At 42.5% G+C, this 20,939-nt stretch carries 20 protein-coding genes and 1 tRNA gene; 9 read left to right on the forward strand and 12 right to left on the reverse strand.

Going from position 1 to position 20,939, the window contains the following annotated elements; genetic code table 11:
* Positions 1-66 precede the first annotated feature (66 nt).
* The 6 genes from truB to EAG18_RS09705 form a co-directional block, all read right to left on the reverse strand.
* Positions 67-1,011 (reverse strand): tRNA pseudouridine(55) synthase TruB, encoded by a 945-nt coding sequence (gene truB, locus EAG18_RS09680; RefSeq protein WP_125252182.1) that lies wholly within the window; start codon positions 1,009-1,011, stop codon positions 67-69.
* Positions 1,011-1,415: a 30S ribosome-binding factor RbfA gene (gene rbfA / locus EAG18_RS09685; protein ID WP_125252183.1), complete on the reverse strand. Its 405-nt coding sequence runs from the start codon at positions 1,413-1,415 to the stop codon at positions 1,011-1,013. The genes truB and rbfA overlap by 1 nt, the downstream gene beginning before the upstream one ends.
* An 82-nt stretch (positions 1,416-1,497) precedes the next feature.
* Positions 1,498-4,182, reverse strand: coding sequence for a translation initiation factor IF-2 (gene infB / locus EAG18_RS09690; RefSeq protein ID WP_125252184.1), 2,685 nt, complete (start codon positions 4,180-4,182; stop codon positions 1,498-1,500).
* A 25-nt stretch (positions 4,183-4,207) separates the two neighbouring features.
* Positions 4,208-5,707 carry a transcription termination factor NusA gene (gene nusA / locus EAG18_RS09695; protein ID WP_125252185.1) on the reverse strand — a complete coding sequence of 500 codons (1,500 nt, stop codon included), beginning with the start codon at positions 5,705-5,707 and terminating at the stop codon, positions 4,208-4,210.
* 39 nt (positions 5,708-5,746) lie between these two features.
* The gene (gene rimP / locus EAG18_RS09700) at positions 5,747-6,202 is read right to left on the reverse strand and encodes a ribosome maturation factor RimP (protein ID WP_099642059.1); all 456 of its coding nucleotides are present in this window, start codon (positions 6,200-6,202) and stop codon (positions 5,747-5,749) included.
* A 268-nt stretch (positions 6,203-6,470) separates the two neighbouring features.
* Positions 6,471-6,547 (reverse strand) — tRNA-Met (locus tag EAG18_RS09705).
* A gap of 358 nt (positions 6,548-6,905) precedes the next feature.
* Between EAG18_RS09705 and EAG18_RS09710 the strand changes: the two genes are divergently transcribed.
* The 5 genes from EAG18_RS09710 to EAG18_RS09730 all read left to right on the forward strand — a co-directional run bounded on the left by EAG18_RS09710 (position 6,906) and on the right by EAG18_RS09730 (position 12,349).
* Positions 6,906-7,685 (forward strand): delta-class carbonic anhydrase, encoded by a 780-nt coding sequence (locus EAG18_RS09710; RefSeq protein WP_125252186.1) that lies wholly within the window; start codon positions 6,906-6,908, stop codon positions 7,683-7,685.
* A 454-nt stretch (positions 7,686-8,139) separates the two neighbouring features.
* Complete coding sequence (locus EAG18_RS09715) at positions 8,140-8,610, forward strand: hypothetical protein (protein ID WP_125252187.1); 471 nt, start codon at positions 8,140-8,142, stop codon at positions 8,608-8,610.
* A gap of 125 nt (positions 8,611-8,735) precedes the next feature.
* Positions 8,736-9,245, forward strand: a complete 510-nt coding sequence (locus EAG18_RS09720) for a hypothetical protein (protein ID WP_125252188.1) — start codon at positions 8,736-8,738, stop codon at positions 9,243-9,245.
* A gap of 237 nt (positions 9,246-9,482) precedes the next feature.
* Entirely contained in the window at positions 9,483-10,784 is a 1,302-nt protein-coding gene (locus EAG18_RS09725) for a DASH family cryptochrome (protein WP_125252189.1), read from the forward strand.
* A 2-nt stretch (positions 10,785-10,786) separates the two neighbouring features.
* Positions 10,787-12,349: a cryptochrome/photolyase family protein gene (locus EAG18_RS09730; RefSeq protein WP_125252190.1), complete on the forward strand. Its 1,563-nt coding sequence runs from the start codon at positions 10,787-10,789 to the stop codon at positions 12,347-12,349.
* Between the two features lie 125 nt (positions 12,350-12,474).
* Here EAG18_RS09730 and EAG18_RS09735 read toward each other — a convergent pair whose 3' ends face one another.
* Both EAG18_RS09735 and EAG18_RS09740 read right to left on the reverse strand, forming a co-directional pair.
* Entirely contained in the window at positions 12,475-12,873 is a 399-nt protein-coding gene (locus EAG18_RS09735; RefSeq protein WP_125252191.1) for a DUF3019 domain-containing protein, read from the reverse strand.
* The gene (locus EAG18_RS09740) at positions 12,863-13,678 is read right to left on the reverse strand and encodes a MipA/OmpV family protein (protein ID WP_125252192.1); all 816 of its coding nucleotides are present in this window, start codon (positions 13,676-13,678) and stop codon (positions 12,863-12,865) included. The genes EAG18_RS09735 and EAG18_RS09740 overlap by 11 nt, the downstream gene beginning before the upstream one ends.
* Positions 13,679-13,884: 206 nt before the next feature.
* Here EAG18_RS09740 and EAG18_RS09745 point away from each other — a divergent pair, with 206 nt between their 5' ends.
* The 3 genes from EAG18_RS09745 (at position 13,885) to EAG18_RS09755 (ending at position 16,585) form a co-directional block, all read left to right on the forward strand.
* Complete coding sequence (locus tag EAG18_RS09745; RefSeq protein ID WP_125252193.1) at positions 13,885-14,895, forward strand: phospholipase; 1,011 nt, start codon at positions 13,885-13,887, stop codon at positions 14,893-14,895.
* 125 nt (positions 14,896-15,020) lie between these two features.
* Positions 15,021-16,073, forward strand: a complete 1,053-nt coding sequence (locus EAG18_RS09750) for a peptidyl-prolyl cis-trans isomerase (protein WP_275557256.1) — start codon at positions 15,021-15,023, stop codon at positions 16,071-16,073.
* Complete coding sequence (locus tag EAG18_RS09755) at positions 16,070-16,585, forward strand: hypothetical protein (RefSeq protein ID WP_125252195.1); 516 nt, start codon at positions 16,070-16,072, stop codon at positions 16,583-16,585. The genes EAG18_RS09750 and EAG18_RS09755 overlap by 4 nt, the downstream gene beginning before the upstream one ends.
* Before the next feature lie 52 nt (positions 16,586-16,637).
* Here EAG18_RS09755 and EAG18_RS09760 read toward each other — a convergent pair whose 3' ends face one another.
* The 3 genes from EAG18_RS09760 to dapE form a co-directional block, all read right to left on the reverse strand.
* Complete coding sequence (locus EAG18_RS09760) at positions 16,638-17,306, reverse strand: hypothetical protein (RefSeq protein ID WP_125252196.1); 669 nt, start codon at positions 17,304-17,306, stop codon at positions 16,638-16,640.
* Positions 17,307-17,548: 242 nt separating this feature from the next.
* A complete protein-coding gene (locus tag EAG18_RS09765) occupies positions 17,549-17,995 on the reverse strand; it encodes an Hsp20 family protein (RefSeq protein ID WP_125252197.1) in 447 nt (148 codons plus the stop codon).
* Between the two features lie 152 nt (positions 17,996-18,147).
* Positions 18,148-19,329 carry a succinyl-diaminopimelate desuccinylase gene (dapE, locus tag EAG18_RS09770; RefSeq protein WP_125252198.1) on the reverse strand — a complete coding sequence of 394 codons (1,182 nt, stop codon included), beginning with the start codon at positions 19,327-19,329 and terminating at the stop codon, positions 18,148-18,150.
* A 260-nt stretch (positions 19,330-19,589) separates the two neighbouring features.
* Here dapE and EAG18_RS09775 point away from each other — a divergent pair, with 260 nt between their 5' ends.
* On the forward strand, positions 19,590-20,240 hold the full coding sequence (locus EAG18_RS09775; protein WP_125252199.1) for an OmpW family outer membrane protein: 651 nt from the start codon (positions 19,590-19,592) through the stop codon (positions 20,238-20,240).
* Between the two features lie 84 nt (positions 20,241-20,324).
* Here EAG18_RS09775 and EAG18_RS09780 read toward each other — a convergent pair whose 3' ends face one another.
* The gene (locus tag EAG18_RS09780) at positions 20,325-20,858 is read right to left on the reverse strand and encodes an acyl-CoA thioesterase (protein ID WP_125252200.1); all 534 of its coding nucleotides are present in this window, start codon (positions 20,856-20,858) and stop codon (positions 20,325-20,327) included.
* Positions 20,859-20,939: the final 81 nt, after the last annotated feature.

Raw genomic sequence — 20,939 nt, forward strand, 5'->3', positions numbered from 1 at the left:
AATTCAGCCAAAGCGGAAGCTGGCGGATTATATCAGTATAAACTTCCATTGCATAGGGGAATGTTACTATGATTCTGTTTGAGCCGAAGACAGCGCCCGTTTTGCTTTCAATAACCCTTGTGGATTGCGCTCACCAATGCCAACAAATTTACCATCGGCAACTACTTTTACAATGCCATCAGGTAAGTTAGCGACTGTAACCGTTTGTCCGTGACCAAAAGCAATACCTTGTTCAGCGGTAATATCAACAACCGGCAGATCAACCAAAGCCGTATCCATTGGCAGTAATAATTCATCCAAATAGGTTGAAGGTGCTAACTCTTGTGCTTTAGCTCTCTCAAGTAAGGCTTCCAACTCAACTAAAGTAATCATTTTATCACTAGGATAATGACCAACCTCGCTGCGATGCAGCATAATCACATGGGCACCACACCCAAGCTTTTCTCCTAAATCATCAACAATAGTACGAATATAAGTGCCTTTAGAGACATGTACTGTCATTTGGATTTGTTGAGTTTGCTCGTCGTATTCATCTAACGTAAAGCGATAGACATTAATCTTGCGGCATTTTCGCGGAACTTCAATACCTTCTCGGGCATATTTGTATAGCGGTTGGCCCTGATATTTGAGCGCCGAATACATTGAAGGGTACTGGTCAGATTCCCCCAAGAAACTGGCAATTTCTCGTTCTAGCTGTTCAAGCGTTATGTCCACTGGCCGCGTTTCAACAATCTCACCATCAGAATCTGATGTCGTTGTGCGTTCACCCAATTGTGCTCTCACTACATACGTTTTATCGGTATCTAGTAAAAACTGAGTGAACTTAGTTGCTTCACCAAAGCAAATTGGCAACATACCGGTTGCCAAAGGATCCAAAGCGCCGGTGTGACCCGCTTTTTGTGCAAAGAAAATGCCCTTCGCTTGCTGTAACGCTTTATTGGAGGAAATGCCTTGCGGCTTATTTAATAACAGGATGCCGTCAATCACACGGCCTTTGGTGCGACGCGCCATTATTCTTCCTCTTGGTCTTTATCTCCAGACTCCGGACCACGCTTTGCGTTGTCTTCTCTGATCACAGAGTCAACCAAGTTAGAAATACGCATACCTTCCATTAACGAGTTATCGATAACGAATTTCAGTTCCGGCATGATACGAGCACGAATACGCTTGCCTAACAGTGAACGAATATAACCAGTTGCTTCATTCAAAATCGCAACGCTTTGTTTCGTTTTGTCTTCATCATTGGTATTTAATACAGTAATAAATACCTTTGCATAGGACAGGTCACGGGATACGTCAACAGCTGATACTGTTACCATGCCCAGTCTTGGATCTTTAATTTCGCGTTGTAATATCACCGCAATTTCTTTTTGAATCTGCTGTGCGACGCGATCTGTACGAGAAAATTCTCTCATTTTCACCACTTAAAATTTCAAAATCTATGAGATCACAAATGGGGGCTAGTGCCCCCATCTCAAGTATTTTAATAACTTACAATTAAAGCGTACGCTCTACCTGTACAGTTTCAAATACTTCGATTTGGTCACCGACTTTAACGTCGTTGTAGTTCTTAACACCGATACCACATTCCATACCGCTACGAACCTCAGAAACGTCATCTTTAAAGCGACGTAGTGACTCAAGTTCACCTTCATAAATAACTACGTTATCACGAAGTACACGGATTGGTGCGCTACGTTTAACTACACCTTCAGTTACCATACAACCTGCAACAGCACCGATCTTAGGTGACTTGAACACATCACGAACTTCAGCAAGACCAATGATCTCCTGCTTAAATTCAGGTGCAAGCATACCTGTCATTGCTTGTTTCACTTCTTCGATTAGGCTGTAGATAACGCTGTAGTAACGTAGATCTAGGCTCTCAGCTTCAATGACCTTACGAGCAGACGCATCTGCACGCACGTTAAAGCCGACGATAATAGCATTTGAAGCCGCTGCAAGGGTTGCGTCAGTTTCAGTAATACCACCAACACCAGAACCTACAATCTTCACTTTCACTTCATCTGTAGACAGTTTAGTCAATGAATCCGCGATTGCTTCAATTGAACCCTGAACGTCTGCCTTAAGAACGATATTAACTTCAGATACATCGCCTTCAGTCATGTTAGAGAACATGTTCTCTAGCTTCGCTTTTTGCTGACGAGCAAGCTTCACTTCACGGAATTTACCTTGACGGTATAGCGCTACTTCACGTGCTTTACGCTCATCACGAACTACCGTTGCTTCATCACCAGCCGCAGGAACACCTGATAAGCCTAGAATCTCTACAGGGATTGAAGGACCAGCAGTCTTGATTTCTTTACCATTTTCGTCGCGCATTGCACGAACGCGGCCATACTCTAGACCACACAGTACAATATCACCTTGATTTAAGGTACCAGATTGAACCAGTACTGAAGCAACTGGACCGCGACCTTTATCAAGACGAGATTCAATTACCACACCCGATGCCATACCTTCTTTAGATGCTTGTAGCTCTAGTAGCTCAGACTGCATCAAGATAGCTTCAAGTAAGTCATCAATACCAAGACCTGTTTTCGCTGAGATATGAACAAACTGAGTTTCGCCACCCCAGTCTTCTGGGATAACATCTAGCTGAGCTAGCTCATTCTTAACGCGGTCAGGGTCAATACCTTCTTTATCCATCTTGTTTACAGCAACGATTAGAGGTACTTCCGCAGCTTTTGCGTGTTGTACCGCTTCTTTCGTCTGAGGCATTACACCATCGTCCGCTGCAACAACAAGTACAACGATATCTGTCGCTTTCGCACCACGAGCACGCATTGACGTAAACGCCGCGTGTCCAGGAGTATCAAGGAAAGTAACCATGCCACTGTCTGTCTCAACGTGGTATGCACCGATGTGCTGCGTGATACCGCCTGCCTCACCGTCTGCAACTTTCGCTTTACGGATATAGTCAAGTGTTGACGTTTTACCGTGGTCAACGTGACCCATCACCGTTACTACTGGCGCACGAGGTTCAAGAGAACCTTCTTCGTTACGGTCACTTAGTACTTTTTCCTCTAGCTCATTCTCTTTTACTAGAACAACTTTGTGACCCATTTCTTCAGCAACTAGCTGCGCCGTTTCTTGATCGATCACTTGGTTAATCGTAACCATGTCACCCATCTTCATCATTGTTTTAACAACTTCAGCGCCTTTAACTGCCATGCGAGACGCAAGCTCTGCTACCGTGATTGTTTCACTGATACGAACTTCCTGCTTCACTTCTGCAGCTGGCTTTTGGAAGCCGTGTTGCAATGATGTAGGCGCTTTCAAGCGGCCTTTTTTGCCTTTGAGCTTTTTAGCATTTGCTTCAGCGGCTTCATCTTTTGCTGACTTTTTCTTCTTCTTACGACGTGCGCTCTTTTCTTCGCGTGCATCAGACTCATCTTCCGCTTCACGTGCGTAAGTTGAAGTTGTCAGGTGGTGATCTGCGCTTTCTTCGCGACGAAGACGTTCCTCTTCTTCCGCTTTCCAACGAGCTTCATTTTCCTCAGCTAAACGACGAGCTTCTTCTGCTTGACGTTTTGCTTCCTCTTCTGCCTTTTTCAGGGCTGCTGCTTCTGCTTCTTGACGTAGACGTTCAGCTTCTTGACGTTCTTTAATTTGTTGCGCGCTATCCACTTCTTTACTCTGCTTATCTTTGGCTTGACGTTCAGCATCCGCTTTTCGCTTCGCCTCTTCTTTAGCTTTGCGCTCGGCTTCCTCGTTGGCCTTGCGTTCCGCTTCTTCGCGCGCGTTGCGCTCCGCTTCTTCTTTGGCCTGTTGCTCTGCTTGTTGCTGAGCCATTAACTCTGCTTCTTTGCGCGCAGCTTCCTCTGCAGCTAAGCGTTCTTGCTCTTTTTGCTGCTCGATTGCGCTCTTTTTAACGTAAGTGCGCTTCTTACGGACTTCTACAGATACAGACTTTGCTTTACCAGACGAGTTAACACTCAATGTGCTTTTACTCTTACGCTGTAGAGTCATACGCTCAGGACCGGTTGAACCAGTGCCACCGTGTTGCTTGCTCAAGTGATCAAGCAACGTCGCCTTTTCGGATTCAGTAACTTGGTCGCCCTCGGCTTTGGTGATCCCTGCATCTTTTAACTGTTGTAGTAATTTATCAACAGTTGTACCAATACTCTCGGCTAGTTTGTTAATGCTCACTTCTGCCATACGTGATGTTACCTCCGTTAATAAATTACTCTTCGCTGAACCAGCAAATGTTACGTGCAGCCATGATCAACTCACCAGCTTGCTCTTCAGATAACTCAGAAATTTCAACTAAGTCATCAATCCCCTGCTCAGCAAGGTCTTCAAGTGTAACTATGCCTTTGCTAGCAAAAACAAAAGCAGTGTGACGCTCAAGTCCTTCAAGTGCTAGTAGGTCTTCTGCAGGTTCTGCATTTTCTAAGCTTTCTTCATCGCGAAGCGCTTTTGTGGTCAGCGCATCTTTCGCACGACTACGTAGCTCTTCTACGGTATCTTCATCCAGACCATCAATTTCTAAAAACTCAGCGACTGGTACATAAGCCACTTCTTCTAGTGAAGAGAAGCCTTCATTGATCAGTAGCGCCGCAAAATCATCATCGATGTCTAGATTTTCAGTGAATAGATTAACCAGTTTATCTGACTCTTCTGCGCTCTTGCGCTCCATCTCTTCCACTGTCATTACGTTTAGTTCCCAGCCTGTAAGCTGGCTTGCTAAACGAACGTTTTGACCATTACGACCAATTGCTTGTGCTAAGTTGTCTGCTTCTACAGCAATTTCCATGGTGCGTGTATCTTCATCCATTACGATTGAAGCAACTTCAGCTGGTGCCATTGCATTGATAACAAACTGTGCAGGATTATCATCGTACAGCACGATATCAACACGTTCACCACCAAGCTCTGAAGAAACGGCTTGTACACGAGCACCACGCATACCAACACACGCTCCAACTGGGTCAATGCGTTTGTCGTTTGATTTTACAGCGATTTTAGCACGAGAGCCAGGGTCTCGAGCTGCACCTCTGAGTTCAATCATTTCCTCGCCAATTTCTGGAACCTCAATGCGGAATAATTCCATCAACATTTCTGGCTTAGAGCGTGTCACAAATAACTGCGCACCACGCGCTTCAGGCTTCACTTCATATAATAGACCGCGTACACGGTCGCCTGGGCGGAAACTTTCGCGTGGTAACATATCCTCGCGATAAATTACCGCTTCTGCGTTGTTACCTAGGTCGATAACAATTGCATCACGTGTTGCTTTTTTCACAACACCCGTTACAAGTTCACCTTTTTGATCTTTATAAGCATCAACAACAAGTGCACGTTCAGCTTCACGTACCTTTTGTACGATAACCTGCTTTGCCATCTGAGTTGTAATACGGTCAAACTTGATTGACTCTATTTGCTCTTCAACAAAGTCACCTAGCTGAATTTCAGGCTCGTCGACCTGCGCCGCTTCAAACGTAATTTCCGCATATGGGTTCTCTAGAGACCCATCTTCTTGAGGTTCAACGACTCTCCAACGACGGAAAGTATCGTATTCACCTGTTTTTCGGTCGATTGAAACACGCACTTCGATTTCACCGTCGTGCTTCTTTTTTGTTGCTGTCGCTAGTGCGAACTCTAATGCTTCAAAAATCTTTTCTCTTGGGACTGCTTTTTCATTGGAAACAGCTTCTGCCACCAACAATATTTCTTTTGCCATAGGTAATGCCTCGCTTGCCCTTTTCCTTCGCACTCAAAGTTAGAATTTTGCGATGATATTGGCACGTTCAATGTTGCTTAACATCAAGATAAAATCTTGGTTATCAACTTTCAACGTGATCATATCGCCATTAACTGCTACTAAGTCGCCTTTAAAATTACGGCGACCTTCTTGCGGAAGCTTTGTACGCAAGCGTACTTCTTCTCCCACTGCTGCCTCATAGTGAGCTTGTTTGAATAATGGTCTGTCAACACCAGGAGAAGATACTTCCAAACTGTATTCGTTCGTAATCGGGTCTTCGACATCTAAAATTGCACTAACTTGACGGCTAACCTCAGCACAATCGTCAACGTTAATGCCGTTTTCATGATCGATATACACACGAAGTGTAGAATGACGACCAGCTTGCACAAACTCAAGACCGAGTAATTCAAAGCCACATGCAGCAACTGCTGGCTCCAACATTTCAGTCAAATCTTGCTCGAGTTTTGACACAGAACTCCTCCATACAAACAAAAAAAGGGCTTAAAGCCCCAAATCATAGCTGCTTGATCATGGGCTCAGCATACACCTTGCGCCAGATACAACAACGCCCCGAACCAAGCGGGGCGTCACACGAATAACAAACTGTGTGGCCAAAGGCCGTGCTTGGTTTGCGAGCTATCTCAGCCACATTAACCACCTACTTACAAAAATGCAGATGTTTAAACGCAAAACGCGCATTACAAAGAATGCGCGAAATCAAAGAACTCAATCTTTAACTTGGTTGCGGGAGCCGGATTTGAACCGACGACCTTCGGGTTATGAGCCCGACGAGCTACCAGGCTGCTCCATCCCGCGCCAACACATAAAATTGTTTTACTTCTATTTTAAAAAAGTGGCACTTAAAACGCCTATATATTAGCTCTGGGAATTGTAAGTATCCCAAAAACGCTGGCAATCATACCGGAAATTGAAAGACTCGGTGCAATCGCTTAAATATGCTGCGTATTATAGAGACAGTACACTTAGATAGCAACCTTGATTTAGAACTATCTGCCTCTGCCGCATCTTGTTATCCACATCCATTACACAATTGACCTTTCCGACCCTATCAACTCATCCGTCCAGTTTTATTCTGACACATTTATTTATAACAAAAACGATACATTTGATCCATAATTGGGGACAGTGAAATCATAAAATAAAGGAAAACTCCATGAGAATGGTCATAAAATCCAGCACATTGGCTGCATTGTCTATCTTGAGCCTAGAAGCATTTGCAGCTCAGTGTGAATCAGCAGGCCCGCAAACCCCCAGAGATATAGACAGTGTTAAAGGTGATAACAAACGCGTTTTCGCTTTAGCACCGCCAAAAGAGGAGCTAAACCTCTGCAATATTCATTTCCATAAAAATGCAGAACACAAAGCGAAAGATTTTTCGATAGCGTCTAATGACCCAAAATACGGAGGCTTTCAATGTAATGCAACAACCAGCCTTAGTGCGGCAGAGTTAGCACCGGTTGAAGGAAAAGTATGTAACAACGTCAAACCAGGGGATACGATAGAAGTACACTGGGTGCACAGTTCATGTGATGTAAAACCAGGGCCAACCCTCGGGGCTTGTCTTAATGATAGTTGTGCAAACCCTGACTTACGTGTAGAGACACAAGTCTTTTTAGTCGTTAACGATAAGAATGCACAGGACTTTACTAAATTAGATTACCAAGGCCAAGTTAATGGCTACCATCAAGCTGGCGCACTACCAACTAATACCGGCACTCCAGTTGAATTTTTGGGCTCTACCACAGGCCCTAGCTACAACAACCAGCAATGTTCACCATTACAAGTGAGCTGGAGCGTACGCCCAAGTTGTGCCAAAGTTGACATCAATAGCCTTGCACGTTGGTGTGAAGACAACGCTTTTGATGAAGATCATGCCCATGGGGTTCGAAAATTAGTCACCGATCCTAAGCTGCTATCACCCATCAAGCAATAGAGCATAGTATACTTAGGTTGCTCAGTGGTTTGCCTAGTAATCTGAGCAAACAATAAAGCCGATCGCTTTTAGGTAACCCTAAAGGCCCTGTTTGATTATTTATGTGAGCTAGTACAACACTGGCTCACATGACCTGTGGTCCAAATATATGGTTCTCTCATCTCAACACAGAAAAAGTAAGAAAAATCTCACAAAAAAATATCAAAAAGTCTCGCATTTTCTAAAATCGACTATACTCAATTCAAGGTTTAATACCAATTGCAGTAAATAACCTGTTTTCAAGTTGGAAATTGCGTTACCAGCCAAACAAGGCGTTGCTACCCGTTACTTTAAATAGGAATACGCAAGGCAGCGAATAGCGCATTAAAACTTTAAATTCGTTAGGAAATATACTCAATTGGTGTTATGTAATTTGAGCAAAGGATCCGCTCTTCATCAATTTGAAGAGGCGTCTATGAGCATTACTCCATACCAGTATCAACTGTTAACTCAGACTCTTGCGAGTATCCGGCCTAACTTTCATGGCTTTTGTACGTCTTGGTATAATCAGCTCCAACATTATGATCTGCGGATGCAGATCCCGAACAACGCCGGTCAATTGATTATTTGGGAGCATCAAATATTTGATTTTGTTCAAAGTTGCGTAATGCGACTGCCACAACAATCAAACTTACTACATTACTTAAGGCAACAAAAAAGTACGTTGCTGTTTATGGGAACATCGGAGCGAGATATTTCAGCGTTATTGTTCACCTTTATTAACACGCTGAAATGTCATCTTGGTCGGCATTTTACCAGCGCAGCAAAAAATGCTTGGAACAAGGCACTGCTGTTAGTAGAAAATATGCTTCGATCTGAGCTTTTTAAACGAAGCAATGTAGTAGAGTTACAAGAGTTCAAAAAGGCTCAACAGCAAGCAAATTAGCTCGCTTAATTCAGAGTTGCGCATGATAAAGCGCTCAAAATCAAGTGTGGAACTGCGCAAACTAAGCGTGACTTCTTGACGTTAGCTTATTAGACTTCCTTAAAATATTTTTATAGGAAAATGATATGCTAAGAGCGGCTATATTTGCATCTACTTTGGTCTTGTCACTGACAGCATGCGATGTGTTTGAAGACTCAAAAGCCAAAGTTGAGGCGAACTATTTATCTCAACACCAAGAATTACAGGAAGTGGTTGAACAAATAAGAGACAAAGGCTTAGAATCAGTGCAAGCATCAGCCGCAGCAGGCAGTATTGCGGCTTGTGTGGCTAATAATCTCGACGCTGACCCAATGGGAGCACTTATTTCAGTCGAAGGTGCGCTACAAGACAGTGCCAACCTGAGCGATTTACTTAATTCAATTGCGCGTTTAAGTGATCAAGAAATCTCGATTGAACAGTTTCCGGAGCTATTACAGCAAGGTGCTGACACAGTCAGATATTTAAAAACCTTGCTTGAACAATACGACTTATCTGAGCTTAAGCAGCAAGCAAGTGCTTTGTTAGAGCAAGGTCAGACTAAAACGCAGGATGTAGGCGCTCACTTACGGTATTTAATTGAGTCTTGCAAGAAATAATACCAATTTGTTTGATTAAGCTTTCTRTAATGAGTTGAGAAAAAAGTTATGCTTTAGCAGCAATGAGCTAGAACATTCTTTACACAAACCTCAAGTTAAAACGAGAATTTCTAGCGCAGTTAGCGTCAGATTTCCCCTTCAAATTGAGTAAGTAGTAAAATTAATTGGCATAACTGACCAACTTTATCCCCTTTTCCGTATAGAGTCTTATTGTTCTACTATCGACCGAGAATAAGTGTGAAAATAGGACTCTATGTTTTTGATAATGATTGTCGTTTAAAAGATAACCCCTCACTTGTTACCCTAGCATCGCAGGTTGAGCGTCTTATTTGTGTTTATTTACCCAACAACAACATCTGGAGCAGTAGCAAAGCACAGTGTTCAAAATCCGTTCCAGCTAGTGCTTATGAAGAAGCGACTGTGGCTGCGTTACAACAGGAATTAGACGCTCGTCATCAAGCGCTCTATATTGTGCCTGAGGCAAATAAATTGCAGGGGTTGGTAGCAATTATCCGCAACTGTGCTGTCACACATATTGGCCGCTCGGTACACTCAGGAGCAGATGAACACAAATACTGGCTACGATTGCAAACACACTGCCCTGAGGTAAAATTCATTTCAGAGTACGCTCATACTCTGTTCACGCCTGATATGTTGCCATTTTCTCTCAATGAGTTGCCACCGAGTTTTACACCTTTTAGAAAACGCGTTGAAGCGTTAGTGCCTAACGAGCCGTTACCTGCCCCGCAGTTACCCCCAAAACCACCTAATACTTCAACTTTAGTCAAGTTCACAGCAACGGGAGACTACAGCGGGGACTTTTATGCAGGAGAGAAGCAAGCGCAAGATAAGCTTAAACAGTATTTCCAAACTGACGCAGCCAAGCAATACAAAGAAACGAGAAATGCGTTGTGCGGCGACGGGTTTTCGACACAATTTAGTCCCATCCTAGCAACGGGTGCAGTGAGCCCTCGCCAGGTTAAGCACGCCCTTAACCAGTTTGAACATCAATATGGTGCGAATGAGTCAACCTATTGGATCTGGTTTGAATTGTTGTGGCGTGAATACTTCCAGTGGTATGCACTCAAACACCAACACCGGCTATTTGCATTTACAGGTGTGAAAAATAAAAAACCGACAACCAGTTTTTATCCAGAGCGTTTTCAAAAATGGTGTCAAAGTAAAACACCCAGTGCATTTATCAACGCCATCATGACCGAACTCAGAGAGACAGGATGGATCTCAAATCGTGCTCGCCAAATCACAGCAAGTTATTTTGTCAACGAGCTGCAACTGGATTGGCGCTACGGTGCGGCCTTTTTTGAACAAAATCTTATCGACTATGACGTTGCCGCAAACTGGGGGAATTGGCAATATATTGCGGGAGTTGGCGCCGATCCCCGTGGCGGTCGCCATTTTAATCTAGCAAAGCAGCAGTCAATGTTTGACCCCAACGGTGAATATATAATGCGCTGGCGCGGTACATCTCATAAGCTATTAGATACCCGAGATTATGTAGATTGGCCGTTGGAGGAGTAATAATGTCTGGACTGAACAGTAAATACCAAGGACTAAGACTTATCTTTGGCGATCAGCTAAACGCCAAACATAGCTGGTTTTCACAAGAGAATAAGAACGAATACCTTTATGTGATTGCAGAACTGCAACAGGAAACAGACTATACTAACCACCACATTCAAAAAGTGTGTGCTTTTTTTAAAGCAATGGAAAATTTTGCCAAAGCACTCACTAAAGCAGGTTATCACGTTCTCCATTTAACCCTCGATGACACTAAACAATATGATGATTTGCCGGCGCTCGTTACTCATCTATGCAAAAAGTTTCAGGTAGAAAGCTTTGAGTATCAAAGGCCTGATGAATATCGACTCTTAAAGCAACTCGGCGGGCTTTCTCTCGATAATTTGCAGTTACGCACCGTAGACACTGAACACTTTTTAGTACCGTTTGAAGAGTTGGATACCTATCTAAAGCCAGCCAAACACACGACCATGGAGTTTTTCTATCGGAAACTAAGACGGCGCTTTAACGTATTGATGGATGAAGATGAACCTGTCGGTGGCCAATGGAATTTTGATAGCCAAAACCGTAACAAATTAAAGAAAGCAGACCTTGATTCAATCCCGGAGCCACTATGCTTTGCAAACAATGTCAGTGACATTATCGACCGCTTAAAACGACATCAAATCAACACCATAGGCAAAGCACAGCCACTATTAATTTGGCCAACAACTCGCACACAAGCCCGGGAACTATTAAGTTTTTTTTGCGACCATTTGCTGCCTTTATTTGGTCAGTTCCAAGATGCCATGACATGTCATAGTGAGCACAAATGGACGCTTTATCACTCTCGGCTCTCATTTGCCATTAATGCTAAAATGCTTAGTCCCAAACAAGTTATTGACGCAGCAATTGCTGCCTACCAAGAAAACTCTAACATTGATATTGCACAAGTTGAGGGGTTTGTAAGACAGATCCTTGGCTGGAGAGAATACATTCGTGCAGTATATTGGCTTAACATGCCAGACTACAGCCATAAGAACTACCTACTTGCACAGCGCAAGCTCCCTGAGTATTTTTGGCATGGTAAAACCAAAATGCGCTGCTTGAGTGAAGCTATTAACCAAAGTCTTGAATATGCGTATGCCCATCATATTCAAAGATTAATGGTAACAGGTAACTTTTGTCTATTAACTGGAATAGACCCAAATCAAGTAGACGATTGGTACCTGGGGGTTTATATCGATGCCATCGAATGGGTAGAAATGCCAAATACCCGCGGTATGACCCAATTTGCCGACCATGGTATTGTTGCAACTAAGCCCTACGCCGCAAGTGGTAACTACATACACAAAATGAGTGATTATTGCCGTGACTGTCATTATGACGTCAAACAGAAGTCAACCGATAATGCCTGCCCACTCAATAGCCTTTACTGGCATTTTATGGTTAGACACGAAGATAAGTTTGGCAAAAACCATCGCATAGGCATGATATACCGCAATTGGTATAAACAAGATGAACAAACGCAACAAGCGACTCTTCGCAGAGCAGATTGGTGCTTGAACAACATAGAGTCATTATAATGGTTTATTGCTGACAATCAGCTATGGAGTGACACACGTAAAGCTTCAGCGTGTCGGTTGACGACTACCCACAGAAACAACGAAAGAGCATCGATAAATAAAGCGTTTGGTCTCGTATAACAAGATTAGAACAGACGCCAACGACGCTTTTTCGTTTTCACTTTATGCACCCAATTTACCTCAATAGTGGTCACAGCTAGCACATCTCGACTTTTCTTTGAGATCAGCTCATAACTCAAGCTCTCATCGGAGCTAAAATCAAGTTCATACTTGAAGGTGTCAGCTTTAGCCCAACATTGCAGTATTTTTTTAGATAAGCTTTCTCTAATGCAGTAGTCACCTTCACTAGGCGCATTAACTGTCACTTTAACATCAGCATAGCACGTCCTCCCCTGGTTTAGGGCAACACATTTGCTCGGTACAGCATGCAGTATTCCCACAGTTTCTATCTCTTGCGCTTGCAATTGATAACTCAAGAGCATACTCAGAGACAGCACAATCCATGTGATCAATTTAGAAAACATATTTCACCCCAGTAAAGAAGACTCTGGCATGACGAGAACGAACTAATGGACTATTTAGCGTATCTTGCGAACCAATCAACCATGAAGCACCGGAGCTAAACACCCAGTCTTCTGCAATAGGGTAATTGAGCTGCATCTGAATAAACGCCGATGTCGATGAGCCCGGAGTGTATGGCGTAAGGTATTGGTTGATCTCAGTCTCAGAGACCCCATAGAAGTAATTGTGAAAATTGCTGGAGTAATAGTTAGCGCCAAAGTTGAGCCAAAGATCCCAATTTCTTAACTCAAAATTGCGTGTTGCCTCAACGTGAAATACCCAACCATCAGTATCTCCAAAAACATCGTAAACGACTTCAGCAACGGCTAAAAACTCACCAACATGGCGATAATAGGAAAAACCAATTGAGTTATCTTGATCGCGTTTTTTTATTCCTCTAAGCTCTGGAACCACGTCATCGCTATCATGGTAGCCTCGCTCGGAAAACGGCAGCATATAACTACCGTAAATGGCATCGATCCCCCACTCACCGGTATTAATAATTTGATAGCCCACATCAGAGCCACCAAAAAAATCTCCAGAGTGAGTATTTAGATAAAAGTTTTTATACTCTATTTTGGCATCAACGAGAAAGGTGCCATGCTTGAACGTCGAATCTGTTCCGATCAATTCAGGCATTGTCATATCAACGTAAAACGCGCCCACACTCAGCTGCCATGCGAACTCATCCTCAAGATCATCGCTTGGTTCCTCGCAAACGCCATAAAGTGGCAAGAGTAAACTAATTATTATTAGTAGTTTTTTCATAGTTTCTTTGTTTAGTGCACATGTGCCTAAATTCTACCCGAGATCATACCTGACCCATTTGTGACCAACAAGCATCTTAATATACTTTTTAACAGAATCTACATTTAACTTTATTTTAATATTTATTTCACATAGATTGTGTCAAATAGCCCACTTTGCTTATTCGAGCAAATGAAGAACTAATTAAAATAAATGAAAGGCGAACTATGAAACACTATCTACTATCTGCTGCACTGCTCTTTACGGCTGGCCACAGCGCAGCTTTCAGTCAAGAAACACACAAACGTATTGTGATTGATGCCGTTAACTACATGGCAAAAAACCCTACAACTACTCGGTACGCAAAGTTACAAGCGTATGCCCAAGCTAATGGGATGTCGGTCTCGCAACTTGCCAATGTTTTAGGTCAAGCGGCATTCGATGTAGATGATTTTGAAGACACATTTTTTTGCGGTGCTATCACGGGAGATTGTGTGCAAGCACCGCTGTGGGGAGCTGCAGAAAGTATCGTAAAGTATACAAGTTATTGGCACTTTCAAAACCACACACAGGGAGCCGATACTCATGGCAATGACTTTGGTGGCTATAACTACCAAAAACTGACCGTATGGGGAGCCATAGATAACATGGCTGCGACTTGGTTAAAAGGTGATTATCTAGATGATGGTCACGGTGGTGAAACGGGTTGGTTTAATGCCGATGACAGCGAATATAACAGTTACGGAGTTACTGAAAAAAACTACCGTATCGACAGTCACTCAACATATAGCATGTATGATGACTTTGAAGAGATGCCATTTCAACCTATCGATAATTTAGGTCAATATTGGTATCAAAGCTATGTAGAAAGCGGTAATCCGCAAGTATTAGGTTTTGTTTTTCATACCACCGACTTACTTCAACCACATCACACATGGACAACCTCAGATCTCAATCACTCTGGTTGGGAGTCTTGGGTAAAAGATTATTATGATCAAGAGTCGCTAAATGACTTTAGCTTGGTAAAACAAGCAATGACAAGCTTTAGTGCCGTTGATACTCATTCGACTGATATCCGGCCATTACTAACCCAAGGCGGTGCTTTTTCATACTCACAAGGTGGCATAGTGCTCAACTCTAAGGATCATTATGATCGTGTGAATACAGCAAAACAGGTCATCCCTCATGCAATCGCTATGGTTGTCCACCTGTTAAATCACGCCATGGACGTGAGATAATGCGGTTTGTATTACTTTTCCTGGTAAGCAATTTTTGCTTACCAAGCTTTGCATCACCTACTTTACCGCCAACACTACTGCCCWTGATCCATAAGTTGTACTTGGAGCAAGGTAGAGAATTCACCTTGCAGCAAACTGAAACTCAATTGCTGGAAAACCAATTCCTTCTCTGGCAGGCCAAGCGATTTAACCCAAGCATACTTGACCGTCAATCAAGTGTTGGCTTTAGCACTGAGTATCATATCGATAAATTTCTCGCAGCTGCGTTACTTGATTGGTTCACTGAGTTAAAGAAAATAAAAAAGCAATCCAATCCATTGCCGATTGATAGTTCACAAATTAAAGCACTGCTTGGAACCTATCCCGCAGATGGCCAGTATACAACTGAGCAATTACTCAAATGGAAACAGATTAAGCTGACAAACTCATCTGCGTTCTCCCTTGAGCAAGTCATGTTCAGCCAATCTATGCAGAATCGGTTTAAATTACATCAAGGAGATATTAAGTTGCTTCGTGCCATTGTGGAGCAACGCCTCTATCAACAAGCTCTATTCAGTCAGGCCCGTACTTATCTAAAACAACACAATCTCAACTTATCACAATTACGGCAAGTTGTGGCAGGTGAGCTGTTAAGACCAAGCATGTTAGCTTACCTTGGCGTCAAAGAAGAAATGCATGGGGCAACGAGTGAATATGTTGAGGCATTACGCGCTGAAATCCCGATGCAAGCAGTCGCTAGTTATTACGCTAAGCATAAAGATCGTTTTAGGTATATACAACAGGTCGATGCTATCGCTGCCAAGTTCAAAAGCAAACGAGATGCAGAGCAATTTAGTGCTTATACCAAGGCAAATTCGTGGCAAAAAGCAATCGACAAGTTTAGCCCTTCTTTGGTGTGGAAGTCGGTGCCCAAACCGCTAACACGACAAAGTGAACCTAAATGGGAAACCCAATTAGCATTTAGCAATAAACATGGTCAAATGACCCACAGTATCCGAACCCCTACCGGACAGTGGCTAGTATTATTCAGCACCTCTCCCGTCTATGGATATTATGATATAAATAGTGAGACAGTACGCTATCAAGCCATGCTCGCGCTTACACAAAGCTTTGCTAAAAGTAAGTTTGAACAAGATTATCAACAATGGAAGCGAACAAATAACGGAACGATATTATGAAATATTGGCAGGTAGCTGTTGCTATTTTTCTTGGTTTAATCATCGCGCTATTTACGCTGAAGTATGCCAACAACAGTTGGCAGCCCCCCCAGCCCAGCCTATCAAGAGAAATACAGGCAGATCTGCTGCCTGCTGAATTTCCCACAGAGCTACGCGCAAAGAAAGACACCTCACAGCCGACATCGAGTAAAAAAGATGATACGTTTACCATAGCCCCTATTCATCCGCCACAGTATTTACCGCCCATCAACAATGCCACCAAAAATGAGCTTCAATACCAAGGTGATTTAACTAACCCCGAAGCGTACCAAGCATACTTGGATGATAAAGAGGTACAGTTAAAACAGGCATATATTGCTGCTGTAGATAGCAAAGTAGAACAACTCGACGCATTACTCACTCGAGGTGTTCAAGCAGGGTTACCTCAAGCACAACTACAAGAAGCAAGAGACAAAATCTCCGCACTTCAGCATATGCAAAATACACTACGAAAAGAGCTAAGTGATAACTGAGGCTAGACGCTAGAACCTACTGACCTTTGATAGATTACCCTTCACCGCGTTGTCAATGCACGCGTAATTTAGTGCTGCCATTCGCTACATTTGGATTACGCAACACGGCATTTATGACCACATCCTGTTGTCCATCTTGATAATATCCGATGATTTCTTCAAGCACCTTTTTAGGTGTACTCGGGTTAGATGCCAATGCTAAATGGGTACTGAAGTCTCGTCTCAAACTTAAATAGGTTAACGTCGCCGCAGAGGTATTCGAGTTGCTCGCCACCGCAATATCAATCACATCACCATGTTCTGGTAAATAAGAGACTAGTTTTTCCAATTGTGTCGGCGTGGTGCTTATGTCTTTTGCTTGCTGCAACACAGAAGTATGCTGCTTCATGTGCAGCAACGTATAGGTAGCGATACCAATAACACCAAGCCACAACACTAGGTGCATATATTTTATGGTGATCACCAATCCATCAACGTGCATATGGTTGCGAGCATTATGTATTTTCAAGAAAAAATAGCTAAAGATGCTACTCGACAAAAAAATCAAAAAACTATAAACCAACATCATATCGATACCCGACTCTCCCGAGAAAGGTGAAAATGGGATCTGGTGATGGAACTGTGCAGACATGCCAAATAATAGCGTGTAAAAAATCGTTGTTATACCAAGCGACAAGCCACCAGATTTTAGCAATAGAATAAGCTTATCTTTTAATTCCATATCGCTACTCGCTATCGTGTTTACTTTGATACTAATTTGCAGACCTACTTTGAGGCAAGAAAATCTTGTCGAACACCGGTTGCGTCAGGTTTACTTCTTCAAATTAAGCAGGGAGTAGGACGTACTGAACTCACCATACTCGGTATTTAGTAAGAACACTATGTTGGCCATTGTAAGGCATAGCGCATAAAGAAAAAGCCGCCTTACGGCGGCGGGTTGGAAAACTTGAAAGTTTACGAAAGTTACTTATTTTCTAGCAACTTGCCCGAAGCAATTTCTATTTTTCTTGGTTTCAACGCTTCAGGCACCACTCGCTCAAGGTCTATAACCAGCAAACCATGACTTAGGTCTGCACCTAACACGTTAACATGATCTCCCAGCTGAAACTTACGTTCAAATCCGCGCTGCGCTATTCCTTGATGAATAAACTTACGTTCTTTCGACTCGTCAGCATCTTGCTTTTTACCTTTTACGGTCAAGGTGTTATTTTCTGATTCCAGAGTTAGCTCTTGCTCGGTAAAGCCAGCAACAGCCATGGTAATTTGATACTTATCTTTGCCTAGAGCTTCAATATTGTATGGCGGATAACTTGGTTGCTTATCTGTTCTTGCAGCGGCATCCATCATAGAAGCTAAATGGTCAAAACCGATAAATGAACGGTAAAGTGGTGATAAATCTACTGTACGCATAATTTGTATCCTCTTAAAGCCATACATAGTACTTACTCTTCAAAATGAACCAATAAGTACAAATAAAACAAATAGTTATTTAATTTTTCAGACCCTTACGGCGTCCTCATAACTGTATTTATGGTCAGCAAATTTATTTTCAAGAAAATTTTTCAAAAAACTTCATCTTTAATAAAAAACCTTTTTAAAACAGAAAGGTATATTTTTTCAATGGTATCAATATCCATGAGTGATACATGCTCATTAACTTGATGAATGGAATCATTCTTCACGCCACATTCAATCACTTGTGTTTTAGCTGTTGCAAAAAAGCGACCATCTGAGGTGCCACCCGCCGTACTCAATGCTGGGTATTGTCCTGTCATGTCTTTTATCGCTTGTTCAACCAACGTCAAAAAACATTGTGTTTGCTTAGCTCCAGTGTAAAAGGACTCACAGGGACGCTCCCATGTCAACGCCAACGATGCACCTGACTTTGCTAGTGACTCTTCTATATATCGCATAACCTCTTGGCTTTTATAGGCGTGACTGTAGCGAATATTAAATGTAATTTCACACTCTGAGGGCACTAAATTATCAACGATGTTTGGTACCGTGATCCCTGTGACCTGCAGTGTCGTTTGTGAACCTGCCTCATCTTTCCACCAAGGTAGTAATGATAGCTGACTTACGAGCTGCCCTGCTATGTGTGCAGCGTTGATAGTTTGCTCTGGATATGCCACATGTCCCGCCTTGCCCTTAATCTGAACTCGTCCAGATATTGCACCACGACGACCATTTTTAATCGTATCACCAACGGCCATATGAGCTGTTGGTTCACCAACTAAACACGCATCTAATTCGATACCTTTTTCTACTAGACGATCGGCGATAAGTTTTGAGCCAAACTCAGCCTCCCCTTCTTCATCAGAGGTAAGTAACCAGTAAAAGGTGCCATGGAGTTTATGGCGAAAATTAAGTAATTCACGTGTGGCAGAAAGCATTGAGGCAATACCCGCTTTCATATCCGCAGCGCCACGACCATACATTACACCATCGACAATTTGCGCACTAAACGGCGGTACAATCCAACCTCGATTGTCCGCAGGCACAACATCCACATGACCAGAAAAGGCCAAAATAGGGCCGTCAGAAAAGTGATAGCTCGCAATTAAATTTTTCACTCCCTGTACTTCAAACTGCTCAGTGGTAAAACCCAGCCCTGCAAGCTGTTCTGACATAAATGCGATGGTGCCTGCATCACAAGGTGTTACCGAAGGCGCTTGGATCAAACGGGTTAAGATCTCTATGGCATAAGATGTGCGAGTATTGAGATACTGAGGTGCTAGTGACATATATAGAAGCGACTACACTGTAAAATCGTACTCGTATTAAAAGCGTTAACTTTGACCATAGTATTGCAGTTTTAATGCAGAGCCATGACATCATCAAAACTTAATCTAAATCAAACTTTCAAAAATTTCTGAACGTATCCAATTTAAAAATTGATCTAGAACAGTTTTTCATTTTTTGAAGCCTTTTATGATGACCTCATTGAAAACACACACTGTTTCACAGTTTGAAAAATGTCCTCACATAGGGTTAGGAGAAGAATATGAAAACTTTAACTGCTGCACTTTTATCTACATTGCTAGTTGCTGCTCCATTTGCACAGGCAAATTTCAGTGTTAACGTTGGTGCAATTAATGTAAACCCTGACAACACAGCTTCTGCAATCAACGAAAACAATGCGCTTGGCTTAGTTGCTGATTCAAATACACAGCTAGGTATCACACTTGATTACCATTATAACGATAACATCGTTTTTGAATTAATCGCAGCTACACCGTTCTCTCATACAGTAGATGGTGCAGGCGGCCTAGCAGGTGCAGAGATAGCTGATATAAAGCATTTACCACCAACATTAATCGCTCAGTATCACTTTTTTGATGCAACGGCTAAGTTCCGTCCATTTATCGGCGCAGGTTTAAACTACACCGTATTTTTTGACGAAGAGCCAAGTGCAGCATTAAAAGCAACTTTGGGTACAAATGATGTAGAAGTAGATCTAGACAGTTCGTTCGGTATTGCGTTACAAGTTGGCTTTAACTACGACTTGAATGAAAAGTGGGGTCTACACGGTATGATATCTAAAATGGACATTGATACTGACGCAACTGTATATGCAAATGGTGCAAAAGCACTGACTTCAGATGTAGAGATTGACCCTGTTGTTGCAATGTTTGGTGTCAAATACAAATTCTAATACCTTTGCGGTATAGACAATAAATTACTGTTACTTTCTCAATCCCCAAGGCCACTATTGTGGCCTTTATCTTTTTGTTCACCGTTACAAATTACTGCTCTTTTTCGCCTCTAGCATAGCTTTCCAGTGCATAATCTCCGGCGATAAAATTGGTGCTTCGCCTTTAAATCCTGCAATTTCTAGCATTTCTTCAATGGTAACTATTCCACCTTTGCGTTTGAATACACCACGGACATAAGCAATAGCATGTAAACCACGGGACGAGTGGAACCTTTGCTCGATATAAAAGTACTTATGATCCCAACCAACCACTTTCGTTGTGATGGTGAACTTTTGTAGCGGCTTAATATCACGAATGTAAGTGATCGCGGTAGCATTCACGATTGGAAACCAACGACGCTTCATCACCGCAGCGAATAAACCTACTCGCTCAGTCATCCAGGTCCGAGCTAAATCCATAAAGGCTAAGTACCTTGAATTCGTGAGGTGCATATTAATATCACAATCACTAGGTAGCGCGCGGTATGTAATGTCTATCGGGTCAAGAATAGAGTTAGCGTGTTGTTGGTTTTTTCTTATTTTCCAAAACAGTAACAGTAAACGAAAATATAAATTCATAACAATGGTCTTACCAGTAAATAATTTTTCGATTCTAGCATAGCAATTCATATTCTAAAGAGATTATTTTGTTACCATACG

The sequence above is a fragment of the Pseudoalteromonas sp. J010 genome, assembly GCF_003934235.1.
Lineage (GTDB): Bacteria > Pseudomonadota > Gammaproteobacteria > Enterobacterales > Alteromonadaceae > Pseudoalteromonas > Pseudoalteromonas peptidolytica.

Excerpts from the sequence above, each read along its gene's own strand:
- EAG18_RS09730 (WP_125252190.1), top strand. The coding sequence starts at position 10,787 with ATGTCTGGACTGAACAGTAAATACCAAGGACTAAGACTTATCTTTGGC.
- nusA (WP_125252185.1), bottom strand. The coding sequence starts at position 5,707 with ATGGCAAAAGAAATATTGTTGGTGGCAGAAGCTGTTTCCAATGAAAAA.
- EAG18_RS09735 (WP_125252191.1), bottom strand. The coding sequence starts at position 12,873 with ATGTTTTCTAAATTGATCACATGGATTGTGCTGTCTCTGAGTATGCTC.
- EAG18_RS09760 (WP_125252196.1), bottom strand. The coding sequence starts at position 17,306 with ATGGAATTAAAAGATAAGCTTATTCTATTGCTAAAATCTGGTGGCTTG.
- EAG18_RS09765 (WP_125252197.1), bottom strand. The coding sequence starts at position 17,995 with ATGCGTACAGTAGATTTATCACCACTTTACCGTTCATTTATCGGTTTT.
- EAG18_RS09715 (WP_125252187.1), top strand. The coding sequence starts at position 8,140 with ATGAGCATTACTCCATACCAGTATCAACTGTTAACTCAGACTCTTGCG.
- EAG18_RS09755 (WP_125252195.1), top strand. The coding sequence starts at position 16,070 with ATGAAATATTGGCAGGTAGCTGTTGCTATTTTTCTTGGTTTAATCATC.
- rbfA (WP_125252183.1), bottom strand. The coding sequence starts at position 1,415 with ATGAGAGAATTTTCTCGTACAGATCGCGTCGCACAGCAGATTCAAAAA.
- EAG18_RS09775 (WP_125252199.1), top strand. The coding sequence starts at position 19,590 with ATGAAAACTTTAACTGCTGCACTTTTATCTACATTGCTAGTTGCTGCT.
- EAG18_RS09780 (WP_125252200.1), bottom strand. The coding sequence starts at position 20,858 with ATGAATTTATATTTTCGTTTACTGTTACTGTTTTGGAAAATAAGAAAA.
- EAG18_RS09740 (WP_125252192.1), bottom strand. The coding sequence starts at position 13,678 with ATGAAAAAACTACTAATAATAATTAGTTTACTCTTGCCACTTTATGGC.
- EAG18_RS09710 (WP_125252186.1), top strand. The coding sequence starts at position 6,906 with ATGAGAATGGTCATAAAATCCAGCACATTGGCTGCATTGTCTATCTTG.
- EAG18_RS09720 (WP_125252188.1), top strand. The coding sequence starts at position 8,736 with ATGCTAAGAGCGGCTATATTTGCATCTACTTTGGTCTTGTCACTGACA.
- dapE (WP_125252198.1), bottom strand. The coding sequence starts at position 19,329 with ATGTCACTAGCACCTCAGTATCTCAATACTCGCACATCTTATGCCATA.
- EAG18_RS09745 (WP_125252193.1), top strand. The coding sequence starts at position 13,885 with ATGAAACACTATCTACTATCTGCTGCACTGCTCTTTACGGCTGGCCAC.
- infB (WP_125252184.1), bottom strand. The coding sequence starts at position 4,182 with ATGGCAGAAGTGAGCATTAACAAACTAGCCGAGAGTATTGGTACAACT.
- truB (WP_125252182.1), bottom strand. The coding sequence starts at position 1,011 with ATGGCGCGTCGCACCAAAGGCCGTGTGATTGACGGCATCCTGTTATTA.